The sequence below is a fragment of the Calyptranema fuscum S582 genome (assembly GCF_055793305.1).
The window spans coordinates 1-21,204 of record NZ_JBSLYH010000016.1 but is presented as its reverse complement, the minus strand read 5'-3'; the positions used below and the strand labels follow the sequence as shown (position 1 = coordinate 21,204).

At 47.6% G+C, this 21,204-nt stretch carries 22 protein-coding genes and 1 tRNA gene; 11 read left to right on the top strand and 12 right to left on the bottom strand.

Features of this window, described 5'->3' with window-relative positions; translation table 11 throughout:
- Nucleotides 1–19: 19 nt before the first annotated feature.
- Nucleotides 20–802 carry a DUF4114 domain-containing protein gene (locus tag ACR6Z4_RS12830; protein ID WP_479717670.1) on the bottom strand — a complete coding sequence of 261 codons (783 nt, stop codon included), beginning with the start codon at nt 800–802 and terminating at the stop codon, nt 20–22.
- A gap of 827 nt (nt 803–1,629) precedes the next feature.
- On the opposite strand from ACR6Z4_RS12830, the gene petJ reads away from it, so the two are divergent.
- The 4 genes from petJ (at nt 1,630) to ACR6Z4_RS12810 (ending at nt 4,455) form a co-directional block, all read left to right on the top strand.
- Nucleotides 1,630–1,962 (top strand): cytochrome c6 PetJ, encoded by a 333-nt coding sequence (petJ, locus tag ACR6Z4_RS12825; RefSeq protein WP_479717757.1) that lies wholly within the window; start codon nt 1,630–1,632, stop codon nt 1,960–1,962.
- A gap of 190 nt (nt 1,963–2,152) precedes the next feature.
- Nucleotides 2,153–2,701, top strand: coding sequence for a hypothetical protein (locus tag ACR6Z4_RS12820; RefSeq protein WP_479717669.1), 549 nt, complete (start codon nt 2,153–2,155; stop codon nt 2,699–2,701).
- A 109-nt stretch (nt 2,702–2,810) separates the two neighbouring features.
- Nucleotides 2,811–4,097 (top strand): urease accessory protein UreH domain-containing protein, encoded by a 1,287-nt coding sequence (locus ACR6Z4_RS12815; protein ID WP_479717668.1) that lies wholly within the window; start codon nt 2,811–2,813, stop codon nt 4,095–4,097.
- Entirely contained in the window at nt 4,045–4,455 is a 411-nt protein-coding gene (locus tag ACR6Z4_RS12810) for a hypothetical protein (protein WP_479717667.1), read from the top strand. The genes ACR6Z4_RS12815 and ACR6Z4_RS12810 overlap by 53 nt, the downstream gene beginning before the upstream one ends.
- Here the strand turns inward: ACR6Z4_RS12810 and ACR6Z4_RS12805 are convergent.
- Nucleotides 4,412–4,594: a DUF4351 domain-containing protein gene (locus ACR6Z4_RS12805; protein ID WP_479717666.1), complete on the bottom strand. Its 183-nt coding sequence runs from the start codon at nt 4,592–4,594 to the stop codon at nt 4,412–4,414. The two genes, ACR6Z4_RS12810 and ACR6Z4_RS12805, sit on opposite strands and share 44 nt — an antisense overlap.
- Nucleotides 4,595–5,073: 479 nt before the next feature.
- Here ACR6Z4_RS12805 and ACR6Z4_RS12800 point away from each other — a divergent pair, with 479 nt between their 5' ends.
- Nucleotides 5,074–5,751: a DUF1361 domain-containing protein gene (locus tag ACR6Z4_RS12800; protein ID WP_479717756.1), complete on the top strand. Its 678-nt coding sequence runs from the start codon at nt 5,074–5,076 to the stop codon at nt 5,749–5,751.
- Nucleotides 5,752–5,872: 121 nt separating this feature from the next.
- Here the strand turns inward: ACR6Z4_RS12800 and ACR6Z4_RS12795 are convergent, their stop codons facing one another.
- Both ACR6Z4_RS12795 and fabG read right to left on the bottom strand, forming a co-directional pair.
- Complete coding sequence (locus ACR6Z4_RS12795) at nt 5,873–6,940, bottom strand: FkbM family methyltransferase (protein WP_479717665.1); 1,068 nt, start codon at nt 6,938–6,940, stop codon at nt 5,873–5,875.
- 263 nt (nt 6,941–7,203) lie between these two features.
- Nucleotides 7,204–7,968: a 3-oxoacyl-[acyl-carrier-protein] reductase gene (gene fabG / locus ACR6Z4_RS12790; RefSeq protein ID WP_479717664.1), complete on the bottom strand. Its 765-nt coding sequence runs from the start codon at nt 7,966–7,968 to the stop codon at nt 7,204–7,206.
- Between the two features lie 187 nt (nt 7,969–8,155).
- Between fabG and trxA the strand changes: the two genes are divergently transcribed.
- Together trxA and ACR6Z4_RS12780 are read left to right on the top strand one after the other, a co-directional pair.
- Nucleotides 8,156–8,476 carry a thioredoxin gene (gene trxA / locus ACR6Z4_RS12785; protein WP_479717663.1) on the top strand — a complete coding sequence of 107 codons (321 nt, stop codon included), beginning with the start codon at nt 8,156–8,158 and terminating at the stop codon, nt 8,474–8,476.
- A gap of 293 nt (nt 8,477–8,769) precedes the next feature.
- Complete coding sequence (locus ACR6Z4_RS12780; protein ID WP_479717662.1) at nt 8,770–9,390, top strand: adenylate/guanylate cyclase domain-containing protein; 621 nt, start codon at nt 8,770–8,772, stop codon at nt 9,388–9,390.
- A gap of 94 nt (nt 9,391–9,484) precedes the next feature.
- On the opposite strand, the gene ACR6Z4_RS12775 is transcribed toward ACR6Z4_RS12780, so the two are convergent.
- The 4 genes from ACR6Z4_RS12775 to ACR6Z4_RS12760 all read right to left on the bottom strand — a co-directional run bounded on the left by ACR6Z4_RS12775 (nt 9,485) and on the right by ACR6Z4_RS12760 (nt 13,000).
- Nucleotides 9,485–10,153 (bottom strand): SDR family oxidoreductase, encoded by a 669-nt coding sequence (locus ACR6Z4_RS12775; protein WP_479717661.1) that lies wholly within the window; start codon nt 10,151–10,153, stop codon nt 9,485–9,487.
- Nucleotides 10,154–10,206: 53 nt separating this feature from the next.
- Entirely contained in the window at nt 10,207–10,671 is a 465-nt protein-coding gene (locus tag ACR6Z4_RS12770) for a globin family protein (protein WP_479717660.1), read from the bottom strand.
- Between the two features lie 197 nt (nt 10,672–10,868).
- Nucleotides 10,869–11,831, bottom strand: coding sequence for a peptide chain release factor N(5)-glutamine methyltransferase (gene prmC / locus ACR6Z4_RS12765; RefSeq protein WP_479717659.1), 963 nt, complete (start codon nt 11,829–11,831; stop codon nt 10,869–10,871).
- A 398-nt stretch (nt 11,832–12,229) separates the two neighbouring features.
- A complete protein-coding gene (locus ACR6Z4_RS12760) occupies nt 12,230–13,000 on the bottom strand; it encodes a Tic22 family protein (protein WP_479717658.1) in 771 nt (256 codons plus the stop codon).
- 607 nt (nt 13,001–13,607) lie between these two features.
- Here ACR6Z4_RS12760 and ACR6Z4_RS12755 point away from each other — a divergent pair.
- Nucleotides 13,608–14,945: an ABC transporter substrate-binding protein gene (locus tag ACR6Z4_RS12755; RefSeq protein ID WP_479717657.1), complete on the top strand. Its 1,338-nt coding sequence runs from the start codon at nt 13,608–13,610 to the stop codon at nt 14,943–14,945.
- Between the two features lie 140 nt (nt 14,946–15,085).
- Here ACR6Z4_RS12755 and ACR6Z4_RS12750 read toward each other — a convergent pair.
- Nucleotides 15,086–15,159, bottom strand: a tRNA-Pro gene (locus ACR6Z4_RS12750).
- A gap of 78 nt (nt 15,160–15,237) precedes the next feature.
- Here ACR6Z4_RS12750 and ACR6Z4_RS12745 point away from each other — a divergent pair.
- Nucleotides 15,238–15,687, top strand: a complete 450-nt coding sequence (locus tag ACR6Z4_RS12745) for a DUF4332 domain-containing protein (RefSeq protein ID WP_479717656.1) — start codon at nt 15,238–15,240, stop codon at nt 15,685–15,687.
- Between the two features lie 3 nt (nt 15,688–15,690).
- On the opposite strand, the gene ACR6Z4_RS12740 is transcribed toward ACR6Z4_RS12745, so the two are convergent.
- Entirely contained in the window at nt 15,691–16,212 is a 522-nt protein-coding gene (locus tag ACR6Z4_RS12740) for a GNAT family N-acetyltransferase (protein ID WP_479717655.1), read from the bottom strand.
- A gap of 988 nt (nt 16,213–17,200) precedes the next feature.
- Between ACR6Z4_RS12740 and ACR6Z4_RS12735 the strand changes: the two genes are divergently transcribed.
- Entirely contained in the window at nt 17,201–17,926 is a 726-nt protein-coding gene (locus ACR6Z4_RS12735; protein WP_479717654.1) for an ACT domain-containing protein, read from the top strand.
- 45 nt (nt 17,927–17,971) lie between these two features.
- Complete coding sequence (locus ACR6Z4_RS12730; protein WP_479717653.1) at nt 17,972–18,814, top strand: SWIM zinc finger family protein; 843 nt, start codon at nt 17,972–17,974, stop codon at nt 18,812–18,814.
- Between the two features lie 207 nt (nt 18,815–19,021).
- On the opposite strand, the gene psbC is transcribed toward ACR6Z4_RS12730, so the two are convergent.
- A complete protein-coding gene (psbC, locus tag ACR6Z4_RS12725; protein WP_479717652.1) occupies nt 19,022–20,407 on the bottom strand; it encodes a photosystem II reaction center protein CP43 in 1,386 nt (461 codons plus the stop codon).
- The coding region (locus tag ACR6Z4_RS12720) for a photosynthetic reaction center family protein (protein ID WP_479717651.1) at nt 20,391–21,204 on the bottom strand (814 nt) is incomplete at its 5' end. The genes ACR6Z4_RS12720 and psbC, both read right to left, overlap by 17 nt.

The window sequence follows — 21,204 nt, the reverse complement described above, 5'->3', positions numbered from 1 at the left end:
AACGATTCAATCTTCAATCTTATTTAATCCACGATCCTAAGCCATTTTTAACTTGAGTATTGCGACGACGACGGGCATAGATCAGTAGACCCAATAGACCAGTGCTAAAACCACCCATCAGGGTCATCGGTTCAGGGACAGGGACGGCATCCCCGGTCACACCTCTTACCGCGATCACAACGTCGTTAAAATCTCGATCGGAATTTTGGTTGAGTCCCCCCGTTTTCCGATACGGACCATACAAATCTTCAAACCCTAGAATTGCGTAGTTTTGTTTCTCTACAGTATCGAAATAGTTATAGGCAATCAGATGTTGTAAGCCATCGGGATTTGCTCGCGCATCTGCACCATAGACATATTTCCCACCGTAGTAAGAATTTGCCTTAAGGAAAAAGCTAAGGTTGGTGGAACCGGAAAAATTACCTAAGCTAACCCCTTGACCAAGCTTGAGTGAACCATTCGCCTCAGGCAGAACACTATTGGGTGATGAAATGTCACCAAAAATCAGGTGCTGCGCGCCCCCATTGGCGGAATAAGACAACGCGCTTCTATATCCTGCTCCCTCATTGACAAAATAAACGGCAACATCACTCAGACCCTGTTCAAACCGCAGAGTATTAGGATTGAGCTGAAAAAGATTGGCGTTGGCAAAGGGAATGCTCTCGTTCTGGACGTAAGTATTAAAGGTTCGCAGTAAATCAGACCGTAATGTTAAAGACTGGGCATGAGCAGCGTTTGCAAAAAGAACTCCCGCTAGTGTTGCAGTGATAGTTACGGCACTACGAATAGGTCTAAAGCTCACGAAATTTCTCCTGATAGGTCAAGGGTAAGTTGATAACTGTTAAAACGTTAAAAATAGGACTCTAAAACAGCACTTAAATATGAGGATTATCGTCATACGGCTGACAATAATCTAAGCTAATGAAGAGGCAAAAGTGATGGGTAAAACCGTAGTCATAAACCCATCAAAAGCAGCTATACCGAAATCTGTAACCAATCCTGTTTAAGTTCAAATCAGTTTATAAAGCCGCAACTATTGGAAATCAAATCATGTATCTCACTAAATTTCTCAAATCCAATTTTGAGGTGAACGCTCATTTCAAATAGATTTCAAGATATCGGACATCTGAAGGTAATGATTAGACTTATAGATTCAAGTATTAAAAAGATCGCTCGGTTTGGCGACAGTAATTTCCTTGTTTTGTTGCCGCAGAAAATACGCAATCTCAGTGAAAAAATCTCCTTGTTTTTCGGGATGTTCAATCCCGTCAGTCTTGGAACCTAGAGTTTCTTCGTAAGGGAAAACTCTGGAGCTTTGTTAATACTTAGATATCGGGTTAAGGGATCAGGTAGAGTTGGTATTTGGCGATCGCCTCTCTAAAAGACGCTAGAAATCGTGGATTTTATCGATCCAATTCCTGTCAAGAGAGCCACAGCTCCGCCATTGCCCTATTAACAAGAATCACGGGTTACTCGATCTGTGAACTTAAGTTCGACAGCCTGTCTTTTGACAGATCGGGTTGTGTTCAGCAGCATGGAATGGAAGTTATCCTGCGACTAGAAAAAATGCTTTGCAAATTCCCCTGAGCAAGGTTCTAGTTGATGGATGTGTTGGAGAAGAGAACCATGCTGAAAAAATTACTTGCGATCGCACTGTTGGCGACTACTGTTTTGATGTCGGTCTTAAATACACCTGCTTTTGCAGCCGACTTAGGAAATGGCGCAAAGGTGTTTGAAGCCAATTGTGCTGCCTGTCATCTCGGTGGCGGCAATTTGGTGAACTCGGCTAAAACGCTTAAAAAAGAAGCATTAGAGCAATTTCAAATGGCATCCGTAGATGCGATTAAGACTCAGGTAATCAATGGTAAAGCGGCGATGCCGTCGTTTAAGAGTCGTCTGACTGCCGATCAAATTGACGATGTAGCAGCTTATGTGCTGGATCAGTCTGACAAAGGTTGGTAGATCATCCTCATCAATTGCGTGAAGTACGAGTTGTTGTGAGCGCGTTCAAACTCATCCCCACAACGGTGTACAAGCCCGTTAAGTACAAAGACGGTGTTGTGAGGCGCTCCGCGCCTCACAACACCGGGCTAAATTAACCCGCACAGCACCATAAAATCAGCAACGCCTTTGTTTTATTCCATACAACATCATGAAACCCAACGTCATCTTGATTGCAACTAGCTTTATTTACATGGCAGCAATGAATGTGGGAATTCAAGCGGCTAACGGCTTACCACCTCAAGCGCCTCTGCTCATTGCTCATGAAGGGAATGATCACCCTCATCCTGACGAGGAGTCTCATCCTGACTTAAATGCACCTGAGACGGGTATGCCTGAGATGCAGGGTGAAGGTGAACACGAACATGGGGCGATCGCTATTCCCGCCGATCAACCCATTCCGACCCTCCATCTCATCGTCCATCCCGATACGCGGCAAGGATGGAACCTGGAATTACAAGTTGCAAACTTTAGCTTTGCACCTGAACATGTCAATCAAGAGAGCAGCACAACCGAAGGACATGCCCATCTTTACATTGACGGTGTAAAAATTACTCGGTTATATGGAACCTGGTATTATCTCGCCGATCTTGCCTCTGGCACTCATGAAATCACGGTAAGCCTGAATGCAAACGGGCATGAAGCACTGATGTATGATGGGCAACCCATCGCCGATACTGTGATAGTAGAAGTGCCCTAAAGACCATCACCGACTAGATCAGAGTTAGCTGACTGAGGATATCTGTAGTTCGCTTCGTATTCAATTCATAACCTAAATCTCACCCTGCCGCTGTTGGAGCTTGAGGAATGTGCTGGATTTACTGCTAATCATGCTCTTGGGATTTTTGGGAAGTTTTGGACATTGCATCGGCGTTTGTGGTCCGATTACCGTTGCGTTTTCTCTGTATGACCGTCAAGAGACGCCTTTTTCTCGCTGGCAACAGATTTGGTTTCATGTCCTTTTAAACATAGGACGCGTTTTAAGTTATGCCCTGGTAGGAGCCGGAATGGGTGCCCTCGGCTCTGTTTTGGTGGCAGGGGGCGAGATGGCAGGGGTAGGAAGTGACGCTCGTCGATACATTGCCCTACTGACCGGGATTTTGCTGATCTGGATGGGGTTAGCCCAGGTCAGTCCGCAGCTCTTGCCAGCCATTCCGTTTCTGCATCCTTCGCGGCAGGATGGCTTACATCATCGGCTTAATGCGCTGATGATGCGGATGGCATCGCGATCGCATTGGTGGACTCCAGCCAGTTTGGGCATGATTTGGGGGCTAATTCCCTGCGGATTTCTCTACATCGCTCAGGTGAAAGCGGCTGAAACCAGCAGTTTGATGTGGGGTTGCGCCACTATGCTGGCATTTGGTTTGGGAACACTACCCACTATGGTCGGGGTTGGAATGTTGACGGCTTTAGTCAGCGGCGATCGCCGCAGTCAACTGTTTCGGTTGGGCAGTTGGGTAACGCTGATCATCGGCATTTTGATGCTGTTTCGTTCTGGTTATGCCATGACCGATTACACGGGGCATGGTGCTTTGATCTGCTTGGTTTTGGCGTTGATTGCGCGTCCGGTCAGCCGCATTTGGTCATCGTTGTTGCCCTATCGTCGGGCTTTTGGGGTGGGAGCGTTTATTCTGTCTATTGCCCATCTGCTACACATGATGGAACACAGCTGGGGCTGGAAGCTGGAAGCCATTCTATTTATGCTGCCCCAACATCAGTGGGGTATCGCCATCGGAGCGATCGCCCTGATTCTGATGACTCCGGCAGCTTTGACTAGTTTTGATGGGGCACAAAAGCGGTTGGGGCGTCGCTGGCGACCCCTGCACCTTTTGGCAGTGCCAGCCTTCTTACTGGCTGCACTTCATACCGCCATGGTGGGGTCTCACTATCTAGGTGGGTTTCAGCTCACCCCATGGAATGGATTGCAAACAATCTTGCTCAGCCTTGTAGTGTCGGGTGTTCTGTTAATCCGTTGGCGTTGGATCTGGACACGTTTGTCTCTGGAGAATTACTATGTTTCTGCGGCGCAGCCTAAGCTTAGGAATGAGTTGGGTTCTGATATTGGGGCTGATAGCATCTCCAGCGATCGCCCATGAAGTGCAGATTTCAGGCAGTGTCGGTGGCACCCTGCATATCGAACCCAATGACCAACCTCGTGCCGGTCAACCCACTCAAGCCTGGTTTATCTTAACACAACGCGGTGGACAAACTATCCCTTTATCAAACTGTCACTGTCATTTAGCTATTTATCCTGAACCTCATGGGTCAAGCGATTCACCCGTTCAAGAACCTGCCCTAACAGCAGTAACAGCGGAGGGGAGGCAAGGCATTCCCAGTGCAACGATTACCTTTCCTGGTTCGGGCACGTATGTATTGGTATTGAGCGGCAGACCCGTGACCTCAGGAATGTTTACCCCATTTGAGCTACGCTTTTCAGTGACCGTTGCCCGCTAAAGGATAACATCGCGATCTGTTCTTTAAGAGACTCTGGTACAGATCCAAATCGACGATTGAGTTGTCGTAACACAAGCGATCGCGCTCCGTTCGCCCTACCTTCTTCTCTGCCTTCAGCTTTAATCTCCTGATAAATCATAAATCACAGATTCTTGCAAGAGTTCTCCCCGTAAGACTTGCCTGATCGTCTCTCTCTAATACTAACCCTGCTAAAACAGCTGCACAGGCTGTTACATTACTTTGTATGCGGGTGTCCGCAAGTTGGTCAATTTTCTGGGCAACCTGCCGTAGGATTTGACTACGGTCATCACTTTGACATAGTGGTGTCAAACATACCCGTGCCCTTCAATCAGAGTCATCGTAACAGTTTGGAGCATTTATAGTTGACGGGTTTTTATAAGAGCGATCGCCCTGATCTATAGCCTTCTGCATACAAAACCATCAGGATGCTGTGTTGAAACGTGGCGCGCTGCGCCACGTTTCAACACAGCATCCGTTCTAACACGATGGCGTAAAGCTATACCGATCTTGGGGAGGGTTGGCAGATAACTTGTCATCTTTGCCAAGCATTCGCTATGGTGAGCACAATGCTCTACCGCAGCTATTAACCCAATGCCTATGATTGCCAGCGCGATCGATATAGTGATCTTGATCCTTAGAAGTATTCGCAGTCACATCCGTTGGATGACCTGGAACTTATTTCTGGCGATCATTCCTTTGCTGCTGAGCGTGTGGTTATTTCGCCAACAGCGATCGCGATCCTGGTTGTGGTGGCTGGGGCTTCTGACATTTATTGCATTTTTACCCAATGCGCCCTACGTATTGACAGACATCATTCATTTGGTCTACGACATTCGTCAAGAATCCTCCATCTGGATGATTACCTTAGTGGTCGTGCCTCAATATCTTCTTTTTATGCTGATAGGGTTTGGGGCATATGTTTTATCACTGATCAACCTGGGTTACTACCTGCAACAGCAAGGGTTACGCCGATGGATTTTTCCTGCTGAATTATTGCTGCACACGCTCAGTGCTGTGGGTGTTTATTTGGGGCGGTTTGAGCGGTTCAACAGCTGGGATTTTGTTACTCAACCAGATGCCGTAGTTTTTAGTACGTTTCACAACTTGATGTCAAAACGTCCTGCGTTTGTCATGATCATTTCTCTGTTCGTCATTACCAGTTTGTATTGGGTGATGAAGCAGATTATCCTGGCAGTTTTGCTGCGCAAACGCTATGGCAAAGTTTTAGAACGTCTTGATGCAGACTCCAAATCATCGGGAGATATTGCGTCTTAACAGCGTAGCCAATCAATCCCCGCCTTTAAACCCTGCGGCTTTCATCTGCTGGGTCGTGATATTCATGTCATGATTTTTTGTAGCGCGGGCGTTGCTCGCACCACAAAAAATCATGCCTTTTTTAGGATGACTCATCTGTTGGTAAAGGCGGCACCACAATAATATTGCGCTGAGGGTTTGTGTTTAAAGTCGAGAGTAATTGTCGGTGTTGGGGCTGCGCCAGTTCGACAAACTCTGTGTAGCCCAACGCTTGCAGTTGCTGAATCAGAGTATCGGCATTGACAGCGGCAGCTTGCATACTATTGGGATTAATTTCAAGCAAGATGAAGGGCTTGCGGGTGCCAATCATTTCACTCGCCCCTTTAAGAAATAGCAACTCACTGCCTTCAACATCGAGCTTAAGAAAAATCTGACCCGGAAAATTTCGCCAGTTGACCAGATCATCCCAGCGTTTGAGAGGCACAGAAAGCGTTTGTTCCCCTGCCCCAGCAGAAAACTCTGGAAAAATTCCGGCAGACCCCGATGTGTCATCAGGAATGTAAAAGGTAATAGTATCGTCGCGATCGCCACAGGCAACTCGGTAGATTTCATAGGGACAACGGGCATTGGCTGCCAGAGATTTTTCTAACAGATCTGCCAGGTGGGGCTGGGGTTCTACTGCAATGATCTGCCCGGTCTGCCCCAACAATTCAGCAGCAACGATCGAAAAAGAACCATGATTTGCCCCCACGTCTAAGAACGTATCGCCTTCCCTGATAAAGACGTTGAGTACCGATGTATCCAGATTATTAGACTGAAGTTCATTGGGAACTTGCAACATTCGCGGATCAAGCAAATTAAGAAATATGGTTCTCGATCCGAGACTAAGCGGAGCGTAATCAGTAAACTTGAAAATTTTGGTGAACCGAATAATAGTCAGAAAAACAGTACGTCCACCTTTAATTTTGGGTGAGCTAGAGTTTTTCTGGAGCCAGCAATATAGCCCAAATAGGCGGTAAAGCAGGGGCAGTTGTTGTCTTAATTTGGGTTTGTAGAGCCATGAAATAATCGTTTTCTGATACAGCCAATTGCCGCTGGTTTTACAAGTCATCTCTACCTCAAACTGAAGCTGATTAAAACTGTGCAATGCTTTGCGAAACAGCGACGGCAGAGCCGTCGCTGTTTCACAAAGCATGAGATTCCATGCCATCTACGATTCTGACCACGCTTCGCAATTGGATATCGCGCAGAGCGCGGCACACAACCAAAAATCTGTAATTTAAGCCATTGAGAATCGCGATAGCTAGCAAATATTGCTTCAGTCTTAACCTACGGTTCAAGAGGATGGCACCCGTGGCACGATGTGATCAATCGATCAGGGCAATTAAACACAGATGAAGTGTTGGAAAGCGGTGCGCTGCACCGCTTTCCAACACTTCATCCTACTGGCTCTGAGCGTGGAGTGCTGTATCCCTACGCCATGACCATACCGCCGTCTACATTGAGAACTTGTCCGGTAATGTAAGCGGCAGCGGGATCGGCTGCTAAAAATCGTACTAAGCCTGCAACTTCTTCGGGTTGTCCCAAACGGTTGAGAGGAATGAACTTGAGGATTTCGTCTGTCTGTAAACCGTGAGTCATGTCAGTCGCAATGAACCCCGGAGCTACGGCATTTACAGTGATGCTACGGCTTGCCAGTTCTTTTGCCATGGCTTTGGTAAAGCCCAGTACCCCGGCTTTGGCAGCGCTATAGTTTGCCTGACCCGGATTCCCCATTTCACCGACGACAGAGGAGATATTGATAATCCGTCCCGATTTTTGTTTCAGCATAACTTTGCTGATCGCTTTGGTGCAAAGGAAGACACCCGTCAGATTGAGGTTGATGACAGCTTGCCAATCTTCTAATTTCATCCGCAGCAACAAGGTATCGCGGGTAATGCCAGCATTATTGACCAAAACATCAATACGTCCCCATTTATCCATCACAGCGCTGACCATGGCATCGACCTGATCGGCTTGGGAAACATCAGCTTTGAGAGCGATCGCATCGGCTCCCATGCCCACAATTTCTGCAACTACTGCATCGGCAGCATCGCTAGAACTGGCATAATTGACCACCACATTGGCACCTGCTGAAGCCAGGGATAGGGCGATCGCCCGACCAATTCCCCGCGAAGCACCCGTTACAATTGCCACTTGACCCTTTAATTGCTGCGATGTCTCTGGGGATACTGCCATAATCTCAACCTCGTAAACACAAGGCTATCAGCGGTTAGCTAAGGGCGATCGCGGGATCAACAATCAACCCATAGCTAACAGCCAACAGCTATTAGCTAAACGATCTTAAGGCATTTGGGGTACCTCAGCCGAGTCCCCAAAAACTGGATTACGATGGAACTATCACCTCTCATTTATGGATGTGATTATGGTTACTAAGAAACAGTTCGGTAGTTTTCAAGACCTGATTGCTGATTCAGAGTTACCGTTGCTCGTTGATTTTTATTCGCCCCGGTGCGGTCCCTGCCACATGATGGCAAAAATTTTGGATCAGGTGAACGAGCAATTTAAGACTCAACTGCGAGTCGTTAAAATTAATACCGATAACTATCCTCAACTCGCCTCTGCGTATCAAATATACGCATTACCGACCCTGGTATTCTTCAAAAATGGGCAACAAATCGACCGTTTTGAAGGGGTCGTGCCGATTCCCAAACTGACTCAATATCTCCAGTCTTTTCTTCGATAACCGATCAGTCCTTTAGGATCACAGATTAATTAACCTGTAATTCTTTTTGAGAGCGCGGCGGCTCCGCCGCGCTCTCAAAAAGAATCGAGTTTTAAATCCCACGATCCTTACTTAGATCAGACGATTGATCAGCAGATGAATGAGTGTACAAGCAAGCTTGTACACTCATTCATCTGCAAAACTCAGCTTTTTAGGGTGCAGATTCGCTTGAGACATCAGCTTTAGACAGGGTTTCCGGATTGGGTCGGTTAGCCTCTGTCAAACGTTTGTAAGTTATCTACCTGCGTCTAACCATGCACCCTCAAAATAGCAAGATTGAGCTTGAACGGCTGCTACAAATTCGCAACGAGCATCCCGAAAAGGCAAGCGATGTTGATCTTAAAATCAAAGAAATTTTCGCGGAAACCCATGCCATTTTGGTACTGGATATGTCGGGGTTTTCTCGCCTGACGATTCGCTACAGCATCATTCATTTTTTGGCATCATTGCGCCGCTTATGTGCGATCGCCATGCCCATCATTCAGCAGCACCAGGGCACTTTGGTAAAACAAGAAGCCGACAACATTTTTGCCGTGTTCGCCAAGGTTGACAGTGCCGTAGATGCAGCGATCGACATTCTCAAAAGCCTTGCAGCCATTAATACCGGACTCCCCGATGCCCTCGATCTCTACGCCAGCATTGGCATTGGCTATGGTGAAATCTTGATGATCGAGGGTAAAGATGTATTTGGGTGCGAAATGAACCTGGCATCTAAATTGGGTGAAGATCTGGCGCGTCCGAGCGAAATTTTGCTGACCGAAGCCGCCTATGAACACGTAGACCCATCTCGCCGATCTTGGGAAAAACTAGAATTTTCAGTGTCTGGGCTAAATCTGTTGACCTATAAAGTCTTGACCGCAGTACCCATGATATAGCCCTGGCAAAGCAAATATATAGTTGAGAGCCTCGCTGCGCGAGGCTCTCAACTATATATTTGCCTGACAACTACGTTGCCTTTGTCTCAGACCATTACAGGTCAAACGCATCGTAGTCAGGGTTACCCCGAATCATGGTGCGATCGAGAGCAGATAAAGTCTTGCCAATGGCTCGTTCTGAGGTCAGACATTGACAGGCAAGTTTGGCAACGTCGCTACGACTCACAACGCCGCTAATCATATAATTTTCGGTCAGAATGCCATGGCTGAGAGCGGGATCAGACACCAGCCCTCCCGGTCGAATAATCGTGTAATTCAGCCCACTGGCAACCAGATAATTTTCTGCTTTCTCTTTTTCTACCAAGATAGAGCCGATGATTTCTCGTTCTCGGGCTGGAATCACATCGGCACTATTGCCTGTGCCAATCGATGAAATCAAAATAAATCGCTGCACACCAGCTTTGACAGCGGCATCGATTAAATGTTGGTTGCCCACAAAATCAATCAAATTGCGATCGCCCGGAATGCTACCCAGTGTGCTGATGACCGCATGAATAGAGTCATCTGTCACCATTACCTGTTCCACCTCAGCGGCATTGAAAGCATCACCTCGAACGACGGTGATCCCCAACGCCTCGATTTCGGCACGAGTCGCCTCCGATCGCAATAAAGCCTTCGTTGCTAACCCCTGGAACGATAAGTATTTGGCGATTTCTCGCCCCACACCACGACTTGCCCCGGCTAAAAAAATGTAAGACGCCATAACCCTAAAAAATCAGCACCACCCCAAAGTCTACAGGATTGTCGGCAGCAAGGTTAAGGCAACGTCATCAGCGCATCAACAAATAAACTCAAATAGTGATTAATTAACGCCGCACTGTTGGCGGGCAACTTTTCGGTGACAACCTCTTGGAACAGTTTATAGGCTCTGGCAGACTGGGCCTCTTTGCGCAATGCCACCATAATATTTTGCATCCACAAAATCAGCTGTTCTCGAAACGCAGCTTCATCATCTCGCAACAGCGACAAGGCAAGCGCTTGAATCACATAGCTCATATCGCGCTTACAGGTATCTCTATGATTAGTTACCGTATCAGGCTCTAAGCGCTGTAGCTTGTACAATGTCAGATCGATCAGTGCCTCAGATTGTTGCTTAAGCAGGTGATAGGTCATAACCCGTGTCTGATACGTCTGCAAAAAATTTTCTAACGGTTGCAGCTCAGCATCGGTAAAATAGCGACCATCAGCCTGACGAAGATTGTTCTCAAGGGTGCTGTTCATAAATCAGGAATAAAACCTCAAATCCTGGGATACCTGTTCATTGATCAGGGGTTCCAGACCGGATTATTTTTCGCAAACGCTTGCGTCGCAGGCATTGCAACCAATCAATCCGATCGCTGCCCTACTATCTATGGCTTCTTAGATAAACAGAGATCAAGAAACGAACCCGTATCGTTACAGAACGTTTTAACGGATCTTTACAAAGTATGCCCATCCTGGGGAGGGCGATCGCTACGTCCGCCCATCACCCTATTGCTTCGACTGGCTAAAACGAACCGTTCTATTCCCGCCAGATCTGGATGAATCTGAATCATCCGATAGCTTCCCTGAGCGTTCAGTAAATCCACCACCGCTTGCGCCTGTCCAGCCATCAGCTCAATCAACCAGATGCCGCCAGGTTTGAGATAGAGAGGAGCTTGGTTCACCAGATGACGAATGCAATCTAAACCGTCGGTGCCACCATCTAATGCCAGATGAGGTTCATGATCGGCAACTTCGGGTTGCAAATCTGGGATCAAAGACGTGGGGATATAGGGAGGATTAGAAACAAGCCCACTCAATCTTCCTTGCAAGCCATCGAGCGGTTGTAGCCAGTCGCCCTGATAAAATCGAATGTTGTCTGAAAACCCAAGCTGGTCAGCATTGTGTTGCGCGATCGCCAGTGCCTCTGAGCTAACATCAACTGCATGCAAAGTTGCCTGAGGAAATGCATCGGCTAAGCCAATGGCGATCGCGCCACTACCCGTTCCCAGATCTGCCCAATCACCTGCCGCCAAAGTTGGATCAGTTTGCTGAACAGCAGCAACTGCCAGATCGATCACCAACTCTGTTTCAGGTCGAGGAATTAAAACGGCTGGAGATACCGTCAGCAAAAAATTTCGCCAGGGTGCGGCACCAATTAAATATTGCAGCGGAATTCGCTGATCAAGACGCTTTTGCCACAGCTGCATCACATCAGCCAGCGATCGCTGTAATGTGATCTCTGCCCGATCTTTAAACGATTCAAGGCGCAACGCTAATCGATCTAAACCCGCGACTTCTGCCAACAGCCAATCCACTTCGGCAATCGGAATCTCAGCAGCGATCGCCTGCTGACGAGCAAGACATCGCCATCGCCACACATCAATTCCAGCGACTAAATAAGGGTCATGCTCTGGCATACCTGGGATACAGCGATTAGCAATCGATTCCTGACAGAAAGTTTTTGGATGCGAAACCTGCGGTTTCGCATCCAAAAACTTGCTTGAGCAAAATTAACACTTAACCAGTGTTGCAAACACCAAATTTTGCAACATGGGGGGTTGGAGGCAAAGCCCCCAAGAAGGGGTTCCACCCCTTCACCCCTTACAAAACTTTCGTTTTGCTGTATTGGTACTTACATTGTTTTTGTGTGGAGTGGGCTTCGTCCACTCCACACAAAAACAATGATCTATATAGCGGACTTATATATGTCCTCTTTACCCACCATGGCTCTGAAAATGCCACCTTTTAGAGGTTGAGATGAGGCATGGCGATCGCCATGCTCATGCGCGATGAAAAGCCCGTAGCCGGATTGAAGTTACTGCTGCTCTTGCGGAGATTCTTCAGGTTGCAACGAGCGAATGTAATCAATCGATTCACGAGGGGGAACCAGTTGAATTTGGGTTAATCCTGGGTCATTACTCGTTTGCAGAGTGTCAATCAGGTTTTCTAAGTTAATCACCTGTATCACCATGGTACCAGCCAGATCGGGCTGCTCTTGCTGAAGACGAGAGAGCATGGTTTGCAATTCTTCACGCTTAAAGAAAATAGGGATAACCTGCTGTTCATCTTGGCGAACCGTCAGATAACCGCCCCCTTCTTCGGAAGACCGTGCCAAAAATAAAGGCACACCCGTAAACTCAGTGATATCCTCGCCATTCTCTTGAAGCACGGAAACAGCCGACTCTACCTCTTGCTCCATCGGCACAAACGTGAAATTAATAGCCGACTGTTGGTCATTACGGCTGGTTAATGCCAGTTGGTACACTTCTGCCAACGAAACAGGAACGACCTGAACTCCGCTCGCCAAGTCAGGATCATTGGTGCGCAAGTTGGTTAAAAATGTCTGAGCATCGGCCTGGCTAATAAATACTCCAGCCACTGGAGCACCCTCTTGGCCTTCCTCTGGAGCCGCAACAAGTGGAGCCCCTTCTGAGTCTGTGATCGTAAAGACCGGCACTGCACGTAGCTCTGTGACAATTTGTTCTTCAGGCAATGCCAGAGCACGGGCACTTGTGAATAAAAAGGAACTGAGGCAAACGCTGCTAACTAGACCAAGCGTTGCACTCCAGCGCATGAGCGACTTCATAATTTCTCCGATTAATGAGGCTGAATTCATCAATGTTCAACAGCTAAGAACAATCATCTGGCAACTTTGAAGTGAAACTGTCCAAAGTTTAAGATGCATGGTTAAGGCTCAGAGGTGTTACATGATCATTGACAGGAGTCTGATCAAGATGGTTCCGTTACCGTAATCTCTCTGATGGGTCAGGCTTTGAATGCTGTGACGGATTAATGGAGCTTGTAAAATTATCTTGCAGTATAGTTTAGATTGTTCGAGAAGTGTATCTTGAAGGATACTAACAGTCTTTGAGGAAGTTCGTAGAGATTTTTTTTGCGATCGCTCTCTATCGCCTGTGCGATCGACCAGATGATTGAGTCGTTTTTACAGTGGCAACCCCATTCTGGTTGAGCGCAAGGTAGCAGAACCGTCGCTCTCTTAACCAGAATTCCAATTTAAAGCGTCAATAATTCCCAGTCTGATAGCGATCGCTATGGCAGTCCTAAAATAAGTGATTTAGATAAGCGGGTTGCGAGAGATGCACCCCGAAGGGGTGCGCCTCTCGCAACCCATTTGGAATTGCTATATATCTTAATTAATTAATTATTCGTTTTTTGTTGAGGAAGGTGATGCTATGAGTCGTACTCAAAATCATTTAATATCCCTGAAAAATACTGGAACTTGGGTTTGTCGGAGTGGGGCGATCGCTTTCTTACTGCTTGCCGCTGCCTGCCAACCCACCACCCAAACTGAAACCAGCCCAACACCCGAAGCGTCCGGTTCCCCTGCCGGAGCAGAAGGCGCGCTCAAACTGGCTACCTTATTACCCCTGACGGGAGACTTAGCCCAGTATGGCGGTCCAATGCAAGAAAGCGCTGCCCTTTTAATCGAAACTGTCAATGGCTGCGATGGCGCACTCGGCAAACCCGTCGAACTGCTGTCTGAAGATGATGAAACCAACCCCGCTGCCGGAGCCGCTGCTATGACCAAACTGGCAGAGGTCGATCGCGTTGCCGGAGTGGTAGGGGCTGCGGGCAGTGCCGTTTCTGCGGCAGCCATCGATATTGCAGTCAGAAACGAAGTTGTACAAATTTCACCGTCCAGCACCAGTCCCGACTTTACAGAGAGAGCGGCTAAGGGCGAATTTAATGGCTATTGGTTCCGCACAGCACCACCGGATACGTTCCAAGGCGATGCACTGGCTCAACTGTCCAAAGAGCAAGGCTTTCAGAAAGTTGCCGTTCTCTCCATTAATAATGACTACGGCAACGGCTTAATTCAATCGTTCATTCCTGCCTTTAAAGCGGGCGGTGGCACAGTCATTAATGAAGCCAGCCCGACGCTCTATCCACCAGATGCCACGACGTTTGACTCAGAAGTCACCGCCGCCTTTCAAGATCAACCCGATGCCGTATTGATCATTGCCTATCCTGAAACCGGCAGCTTAATTCTTAAAGCCGCTTATGAACAAGGGTTACTTGACGGCAAAACCAAGATTTTGCTGACCGATGGCATGAAGACTGATAACCTGGCAGAGCTAGTCGGCAAGACCACAGATGGCACCTTTATTGCCGCCGGTGTGCTGGGTACAGCTCCCAGTGCGGGTGGTCCTGCTCTGGAGCAATTTAAGCAACTTTATACTGCCAAGTTTGACCGTGACCCAGGCGTTTATGATCCCAATTCCTGGGATGCTGCCGCTGTTTTGGTCTTAGCCGCCGAAGCAGCGAAGGGAACAACGGGGGCAGCCATCAAAGATAAAATTCGTGAGGTCGCAAACCCACCCGGCGAAGAAGTCACAGATGTCTGTCAGGCTCTCTCTCTGGTGCGAGAGGGGCAAGACATTAACTATCAAGGCGCAAGCGGTAGCGTTGACTTTAATGACAACGGCGATGTAGTTGGTAGCTACGATGTCTGGACCATTACCGACGACGGCAAACTTGATGTTGAGTCAGTCATTAACGTCGGCGGTTAATTAAAGCATGTCTGTACCATAGAGATGTAGGGGCAATGCTCCTACATCTCTATCGCAATTCTCAATGGCGTGAATACGGGTTATTGTGTGATAGCCGCGCGGAGCGCGGCTATCACACAATAACCTTGTCAGACTTTCAATCGGGATGACAGGATTTGAACCTGCGACATCCTGCTCCCAAAGCAGGCGCGCTACCAAGCTGCGCTACATCCCGCAACGCTCTTTCCCAGTATACCTCGTTTAGCTCCTTCCTCTGCAATCAATCTCTATAAAACAGCGATCGCCAATCATTATGAGTACGGGACAACAGACCAGAGGCAGACCCAATCAGCCTTGCAACTGGGCAATTGGAGAATTGCCTGGACTCAGCCAGCAGCATCGAGATCAGTTAATTGAGCAAGGTATCCAAACCACCCATCAATTGCTAATCCAAACTAAAACGCCTGTTCTCAAACAAGCGCTTGCGACCCAACTCCAGATTCATATTCAATATGTCAACAAATGGGTAGCATTAGCCCACCTTGCCTGCATTCCCGCCGTGGGCTGCCAGCATTGTGGGTTACTGCTCCACGCGGGCATCAGTTCCCCACAACAGGTGGCGCAAATGTCATTGCAAAAAGTTCATCAACAAATTCTCAAGTTGCAAGTGGCAACGCTACAGCGGGAAGATCTGTGCCCTTCGATAGAGCAAGTTTCGCTTTGGGTACAACAAGCGCGATCGCTCGTTGCCCAACAAAAATAAACCCTAATCTGGATACCAAAACATACCTTTGATGCCTTCTGGGTCGGACATAAACCCCAAACCCCGATAAAAGTTGACCACATGAGGATCAGCAAACAGCGTAATGTTGCTGATATCTTCGCTACGCAATTTTTTGATCATGTGCCGCATCAAAGCTTTACCCATTCCTTTGCCTTGGAAGTCTGGATGAACCACGACATCCCAAATAGTGGCATTAAATGCATGGTCTGACGTTGCCCGCGAAAAGCCGATGAGGCGGCGTTGTGCGCCTCGTTGCTCCCACATAGAGACAACTAAGAAACTGTGCTGAATCGCCTTTTTCACCTTACGTAAGGGGCGGCGAGACCAACCGACTGCATCACACAACTCTTCCAACTCGTACAGATCAATGTCTCGATCAGTACTAAAGAAAATGCGAGAAGTTACGCTGGTTGCTACAGTTTGAGCACCATAGTCTTCGCTTTGGGTTGGCTTGGGTGTAGCAGTTGTATCTGAGGTGCTAAATAAGCTTTTCCAAAAACCCATGCAAGTGTGATCAGTTAAGTAAACGCGAAATAACCGTTAATAGTTAGTATATCCCTCGTATCCCAGTCCCATTGCTGTATCTATTGAACTTGTCCAAAAATTAGAAGAGCCTTAAGGGCAATACATTATAATCTCTCTAGTTTTAGAACAATATTGATAGCAATCTCAAATAAATAGAGAGGTTTTTATGACCTGAGAGAAGGGTGCCGTAATCCCCCAAACAGGTTACAAATATAGGTTATGACTGCTTCATCTGAAGAACTCAAATTCTGCCTGCGGGAAAATTCTAAGTTTCAAATTAGCTCCTATCTATATTGAGAATTGTAGCGTTTGCCTCAACGCTACAGCATTTCCTCAACCAGGGGAAAGTACCTTGTCATCTGGCTGCTCTGCCCATTTTTCAGCAGAAAGGCTGACACTTGAACGCTATGTTAGACTTTCGTCTTCAAATATCCATTTTAAAAACCAATCTGAGCTGCAACTCAAACAACTGATTCTTCGTACCTCCTAGGGACAAAAAACCACCTCTTTGCTTGGGATCGCAGATTCACCCATCATGTGGAATCCTGTTTGAGAGAGCGACGGCAGAGCCATCGCTCTCTCAAACAGGATTAGGGTTTATTCAATCCACAACCCTCAGGTAGTTAGGGATGTTTCAAATTAAATCGGTATAAAATTTTTATAGATAAAATTCCCTGGTCACTTGAACTGGAAAAAATAGGGCGCAAAGCACACTGTCAGCGACCCGGACCAGTTTCAATTTCTGTCGCACTCAGTGGGGAGTAACGATTCCGCCAATAAAAGGGGTTGGAATCCAGCAAAAATGATGATTTTTGCCTGTGCCATTCAGACCTAAAAAAATTGCGTTGAGAATCCCTTTGAATCTTGGAATTGTGTGAGAGATTGACCTAAACTTAGGGTTTTCTAGTATTAGAGCATTTAGTCGTATTTCACTCACCCTTGCCCGGTCAAGGTAGGCTTTCCTGTTATGGCTTCAGGTTTAAAACCATCGACACTAGAACTCCTGAAACGCTTTAATCGAGCGTTTCCGCAGTTTTATGAACAATTTGTCAGCAGTGAAATTCAGTTGCAAAACTTACGACTCGCTTACCAACTATATAAAAGCAAACAGGCTGTTATTGAGTTAAAGCCAGAAGGGAGTAAGAGTGCGCTGCATTTTGCCTATCGCAATCAATCCTTTTTGCTCAGTGATATTTTTGGAGTTTTGGCGGCGTATGGTTTAACCATTCACAGCCTCAGCCTCTATGGGCAGATTTATCCGCCCATGTTGGTGTTTATTAAGTTGGTCGTCTCCAGGGGGGGTAAGACATTAACAGAGAAAACAGCAGAAAATGTCTGTCGAGCCGTGCGAGAAGCGCTTGCCGGACGATTTGAAGTGGAAGAAATGCTGGCGGTAGAATTTAATCTCGATGCGGGATTAGAGCAGGTGGAGACAGAATTTTATGTCGATCCAGTTTTCCATCTACCAGCCCTGCTAATAGAAGCCGATAACCAACCTGGATTGTTTTACAAGGTGATGTATGCAATCTGGCAAGAAGATTTATTAGTCGTGAATGCTAATTTGTTAGTGTGGCGCGGGCGAACGCGTTTAATTCTCTATTTACTTGGACCAAACGAAAGTGTTATCCCTGAATATTTAGGACAGAAAATTGCCGAGGGAGTACGCCAACGACTACTCGGACGACGATTTTAGATAGCACAGATGTAAACGGCGAACGGTGAACGGCATGAAATCAGCATGAATAGCTACGAAACACAGACAAATCGAGAGTGGTGGGCACAACGTTGGATTGATGTACTGGAGTCGTTTGGCTGGATTCGGCGTCTGGCGCGTGCTCGTAACTATGCGCGAGAAGGAAATGTCCTCAAAATAGAGTTTAAAGGCTCGAAAGTGTTTGCTTTGGTGCAAGGCACTGCACCCGAACCCTACAAGGTCTCATTGGCTCTCGATCCGTTTAGCGACGAGCAATGGCAGTATGTGGTGGAGTCGCTGGCAGATCAAGCAATTTTCTCTGCCAAGTTGCTGGCAGGAGAGATGCCCCAAAACATCCAAGAAGCATTTACAGCCAATGGGTTAAGTCTCTTTCCCTTAACCAAGTTTGATATTCACAGCCGTTGTTCGTGCCCGGATAAAGCCAATCCTTGTAAACATATCGGGGCAGTTTATTATTTATTGGGCGATCGCTTTAGTGAAGATCCGTTTGTTCTATTTCAGTTACGGGGACGGACAAAAGAGCAAATTATCAGTGCCCTGCGCCAAATCCGCAGCCCTCAGACGATAGCAGAAGAGGGGCAACCGGCTGAATCTCAGCCACAATCGCCAGCCAGCCAGCCCCAGATTAATCTAGAAAATTTTTGGAAGTGCAATACTCAACTCGAATCTTCTCTTGTGGTGATTTCGCCGTCCGTAGGTGGAGAAACTGTTTTAGATATGTTGGGGGCAATTCCGCTTAAATCAGATCTTCCAGATGCATCGGCAGGCACATCAGTGCAATTGGCAATGGAATATTTGAACGCCATTTACCACCAGATCAGTGAACAGGCCGTATTGACAGCAATGGCAACAGGCAATCGAGAATAGGCGTTGCTTTTAATAGCACAATCAGCATGATGCGTTGCAGGAGAGCAGTACTTTCCCACGGCAGATAAAAAGGCTTCCACATTGCTATGGAAGCCTTTTTAATTATTTGACAAATTCTAAGTTATGGCAGCCGCCGCAGGCTTTTTAGGAAATAGGTGCGGGGGCAAAGCCCCCACCCCCAGGTTGCAAAACTTAGAATCTGCAACACTAGTCGAGATCTGGCATAGAGAGCACTGGCTCATCTTCACGGTCGATGCCTTTCTCAAAACCAGCCGCCGCAGCACGAGCACGACCAGCATGCCACAGGTGCCCAACCAGGAAGAAGAAGCCAAGGACAAAGTGAGATGTAGACAACCAGGCGCGAGGAGACACGAAGTTAACAGAGTTGATTTCTGTTGCAACGCCACCCACAGAGTTCAAAGAACCGAGAGGGGCATGGGTCATGTACTCAGCAGCACGACGAGCTTGCCAGGGTTGAATGTCGTTTTTGATCTTGTCTAGATCCAAACCGTTGGGTCCACGGAGGGGCTCCAACCAGGGACCTTGGAAATCCCAGAAGCGCATGGTTTCACCACCAAAGATGATTTCACCACTGGGAGAACGCATCAGATACTTACCTAGACCTGTTGGACCTTGAGCAGAACCGACATCTGCACCCAGGCGTTGGTCACGAATCAAGAAGGTCATCGCTTGCGCTTGAGACGCTTCAGGACCCGTAGGACCGAAGAATTCACTGGGATAGGCTGTGTTGTTGTACCAAACCATGATCGAGGCAATGAAGCCCATCATGGACAAAGCACCCAAACTGTAAGACAGATAAGCTTCACCCGACCAGATGAATGTGCGGCGAACCCAACCAAACGGTTTGGTAAGAATGTGCCAAACACCACCAGCAATACAGATGAAACCAATCCAGATGTGACCCCCAATCAGGTCTTCCATGTTGTTGACGCTGACAATCCAACCTTCACCACCGAAAGGTGACTTGGTTAGGTAGCCAAAGATAACAGCAGGATTAAGAGTTGGGTTGGTAATCACGCGGACATCGCCACCACCGGGTGCCCATGTGTCATACACACCGCCGAAGAACATTGCCTTGAGCACCAGCAAGAAGGCACCGCAACCCAGAAGGATTAGGTGGATTCCGATAATGGTGGTCATCTTGTTCTTGTCTCTCCAGTCGTAACCGAAGAAGTTGGAATATTCTTCTAAGGTGTCGGGACCCCGAACAGCATGGTAAATGCCGCCTAAGCCCAATACAGCCGAAGAAATTAGATGGAGAACACCAACCACAAAGTAAGGAAAAGTATCAATGACTTCTCCACCGGGACCGACACCCCAACCCAACGTAGCCAGGTGAGGTAGAAGAATCAAGCCCTGTTCGTACATCGGCTTTTCTGGAACAAAGTGAGCGACTTCAAATAAAGTCATTGCTCCAGCCCAGAAGACGATCAGACCAGCGTGGGCGACATGGGCACCCAACAGCTTACCGGAGAGATTAATGAGACGGGCATTTCCTGCCCACCAGGCAAATCCAGAAGATTCTTGGTCGCGATTTCCCGCAACCATTGAATTACTAGAGAGCGTTACCACGTGGTAATACCTCCTCAGGGAATACAAAGTGTTCGTGAGGCTGATCTTGAGGAGCCATCCAAGCGCGAATCCCTTCGTTCAACAAAATGTTCTTGGTGTAGAACGTTTCAAACTCAGGGTCTTCTGCCGCTCTCAACTCCTGTGAAACAAAGTCATATGCCCGTAGGTTCAATGCCAAGCCGATGATACCGATGCTTGCCATCCACAAACCCGTCACAGGTACAAATAACATGAAAAAGTGCAACCAGCGCTTGTTGGAAAACGCAATCCCGAAAATCTGTGACCAGAATCGGTTTGCCGTCACCATTGAGTAGGTTTCTTCTGACTGCGTCGGATTGAAGGCGCGGAACGTGTTTGCCTTATCGCCATCTTCATACAAGGTGTTCTCGACCGTCGCACCGTGAATCGCACACAGCAACGCTCCGCCCAATACACCCGCTACTCCCATCATATGGAATGGGTTGAGCGTAAAGTTGTGGAACCCTTGCACGAAAATGATGAAGCGGAAAATGGCGGCGACTCCAAAGCTAGGAGCAAAAAACCAGCCCGACTGTCCCAAGGGGTACATCAAAAATACAGATGTAAAAACAGCGATCGGGGCTGAAAATGCGATCGCGTTGTAAGGACGAATCCCCACCAACCGAGCAATTTCAAACTGCCGCAGCATGAAGCCGATCAGGGCAAACGCACCGTGTAAGGCAACAAATGTCCACAGACCGCCCAGTTGACACCAACGGGTGAAATCCCATTGAGCTTCAGGACCCCACAAGAACAGCAAGGAATGCCCCAGGCTGTTT

Coding starts and splice junctions, on each gene's coding strand:
- ACR6Z4_RS12820 (WP_479717669.1), top strand. CDS start 2,153: ATGAAACCCAACGTCATCTTGATTGCAACTAGCTTTATTTACATGGCA.
- ACR6Z4_RS12810 (WP_479717667.1), top strand. CDS start 4,045: ATGAGTTGGGTTCTGATATTGGGGCTGATAGCATCTCCAGCGATCGCC.
- ACR6Z4_RS12805 (WP_479717666.1), bottom strand. CDS start 4,594: ATGATTTATCAGGAGATTAAAGCTGAAGGCAGAGAAGAAGGTAGGGCG.
- ACR6Z4_RS12800 (WP_479717756.1), top strand. CDS start 5,074: ATGATTGCCAGCGCGATCGATATAGTGATCTTGATCCTTAGAAGTATT.
- ACR6Z4_RS12795 (WP_479717665.1), bottom strand. CDS start 6,940: ATGGCATGGAATCTCATGCTTTGTGAAACAGCGACGGCTCTGCCGTCG.
- fabG (WP_479717664.1), bottom strand. CDS start 7,968: ATGGCAGTATCCCCAGAGACATCGCAGCAATTAAAGGGTCAAGTGGCA.
- trxA (WP_479717663.1), top strand. CDS start 8,156: ATGGTTACTAAGAAACAGTTCGGTAGTTTTCAAGACCTGATTGCTGAT.
- ACR6Z4_RS12780 (WP_479717662.1), top strand. CDS start 8,770: ATGCACCCTCAAAATAGCAAGATTGAGCTTGAACGGCTGCTACAAATT.
- ACR6Z4_RS12775 (WP_479717661.1), bottom strand. CDS start 10,153: ATGGCGTCTTACATTTTTTTAGCCGGGGCAAGTCGTGGTGTGGGGCGA.
- ACR6Z4_RS12770 (WP_479717660.1), bottom strand. CDS start 10,671: ATGAACAGCACCCTTGAGAACAATCTTCGTCAGGCTGATGGTCGCTAT.
- prmC (WP_479717659.1), bottom strand. CDS start 11,831: ATGCCAGAGCATGACCCTTATTTAGTCGCTGGAATTGATGTGTGGCGA.
- ACR6Z4_RS12760 (WP_479717658.1), bottom strand. CDS start 13,000: ATGAAGTCGCTCATGCGCTGGAGTGCAACGCTTGGTCTAGTTAGCAGC.
- ACR6Z4_RS12755 (WP_479717657.1), top strand. CDS start 13,608: ATGAGTCGTACTCAAAATCATTTAATATCCCTGAAAAATACTGGAACT.
- ACR6Z4_RS12745 (WP_479717656.1), top strand. CDS start 15,238: ATGAGTACGGGACAACAGACCAGAGGCAGACCCAATCAGCCTTGCAAC.
- ACR6Z4_RS12740 (WP_479717655.1), bottom strand. CDS start 16,212: ATGGGTTTTTGGAAAAGCTTATTTAGCACCTCAGATACAACTGCTACA.
- ACR6Z4_RS12735 (WP_479717654.1), top strand. CDS start 17,201: ATGGCTTCAGGTTTAAAACCATCGACACTAGAACTCCTGAAACGCTTT.
- ACR6Z4_RS12730 (WP_479717653.1), top strand. CDS start 17,972: ATGAATAGCTACGAAACACAGACAAATCGAGAGTGGTGGGCACAACGT.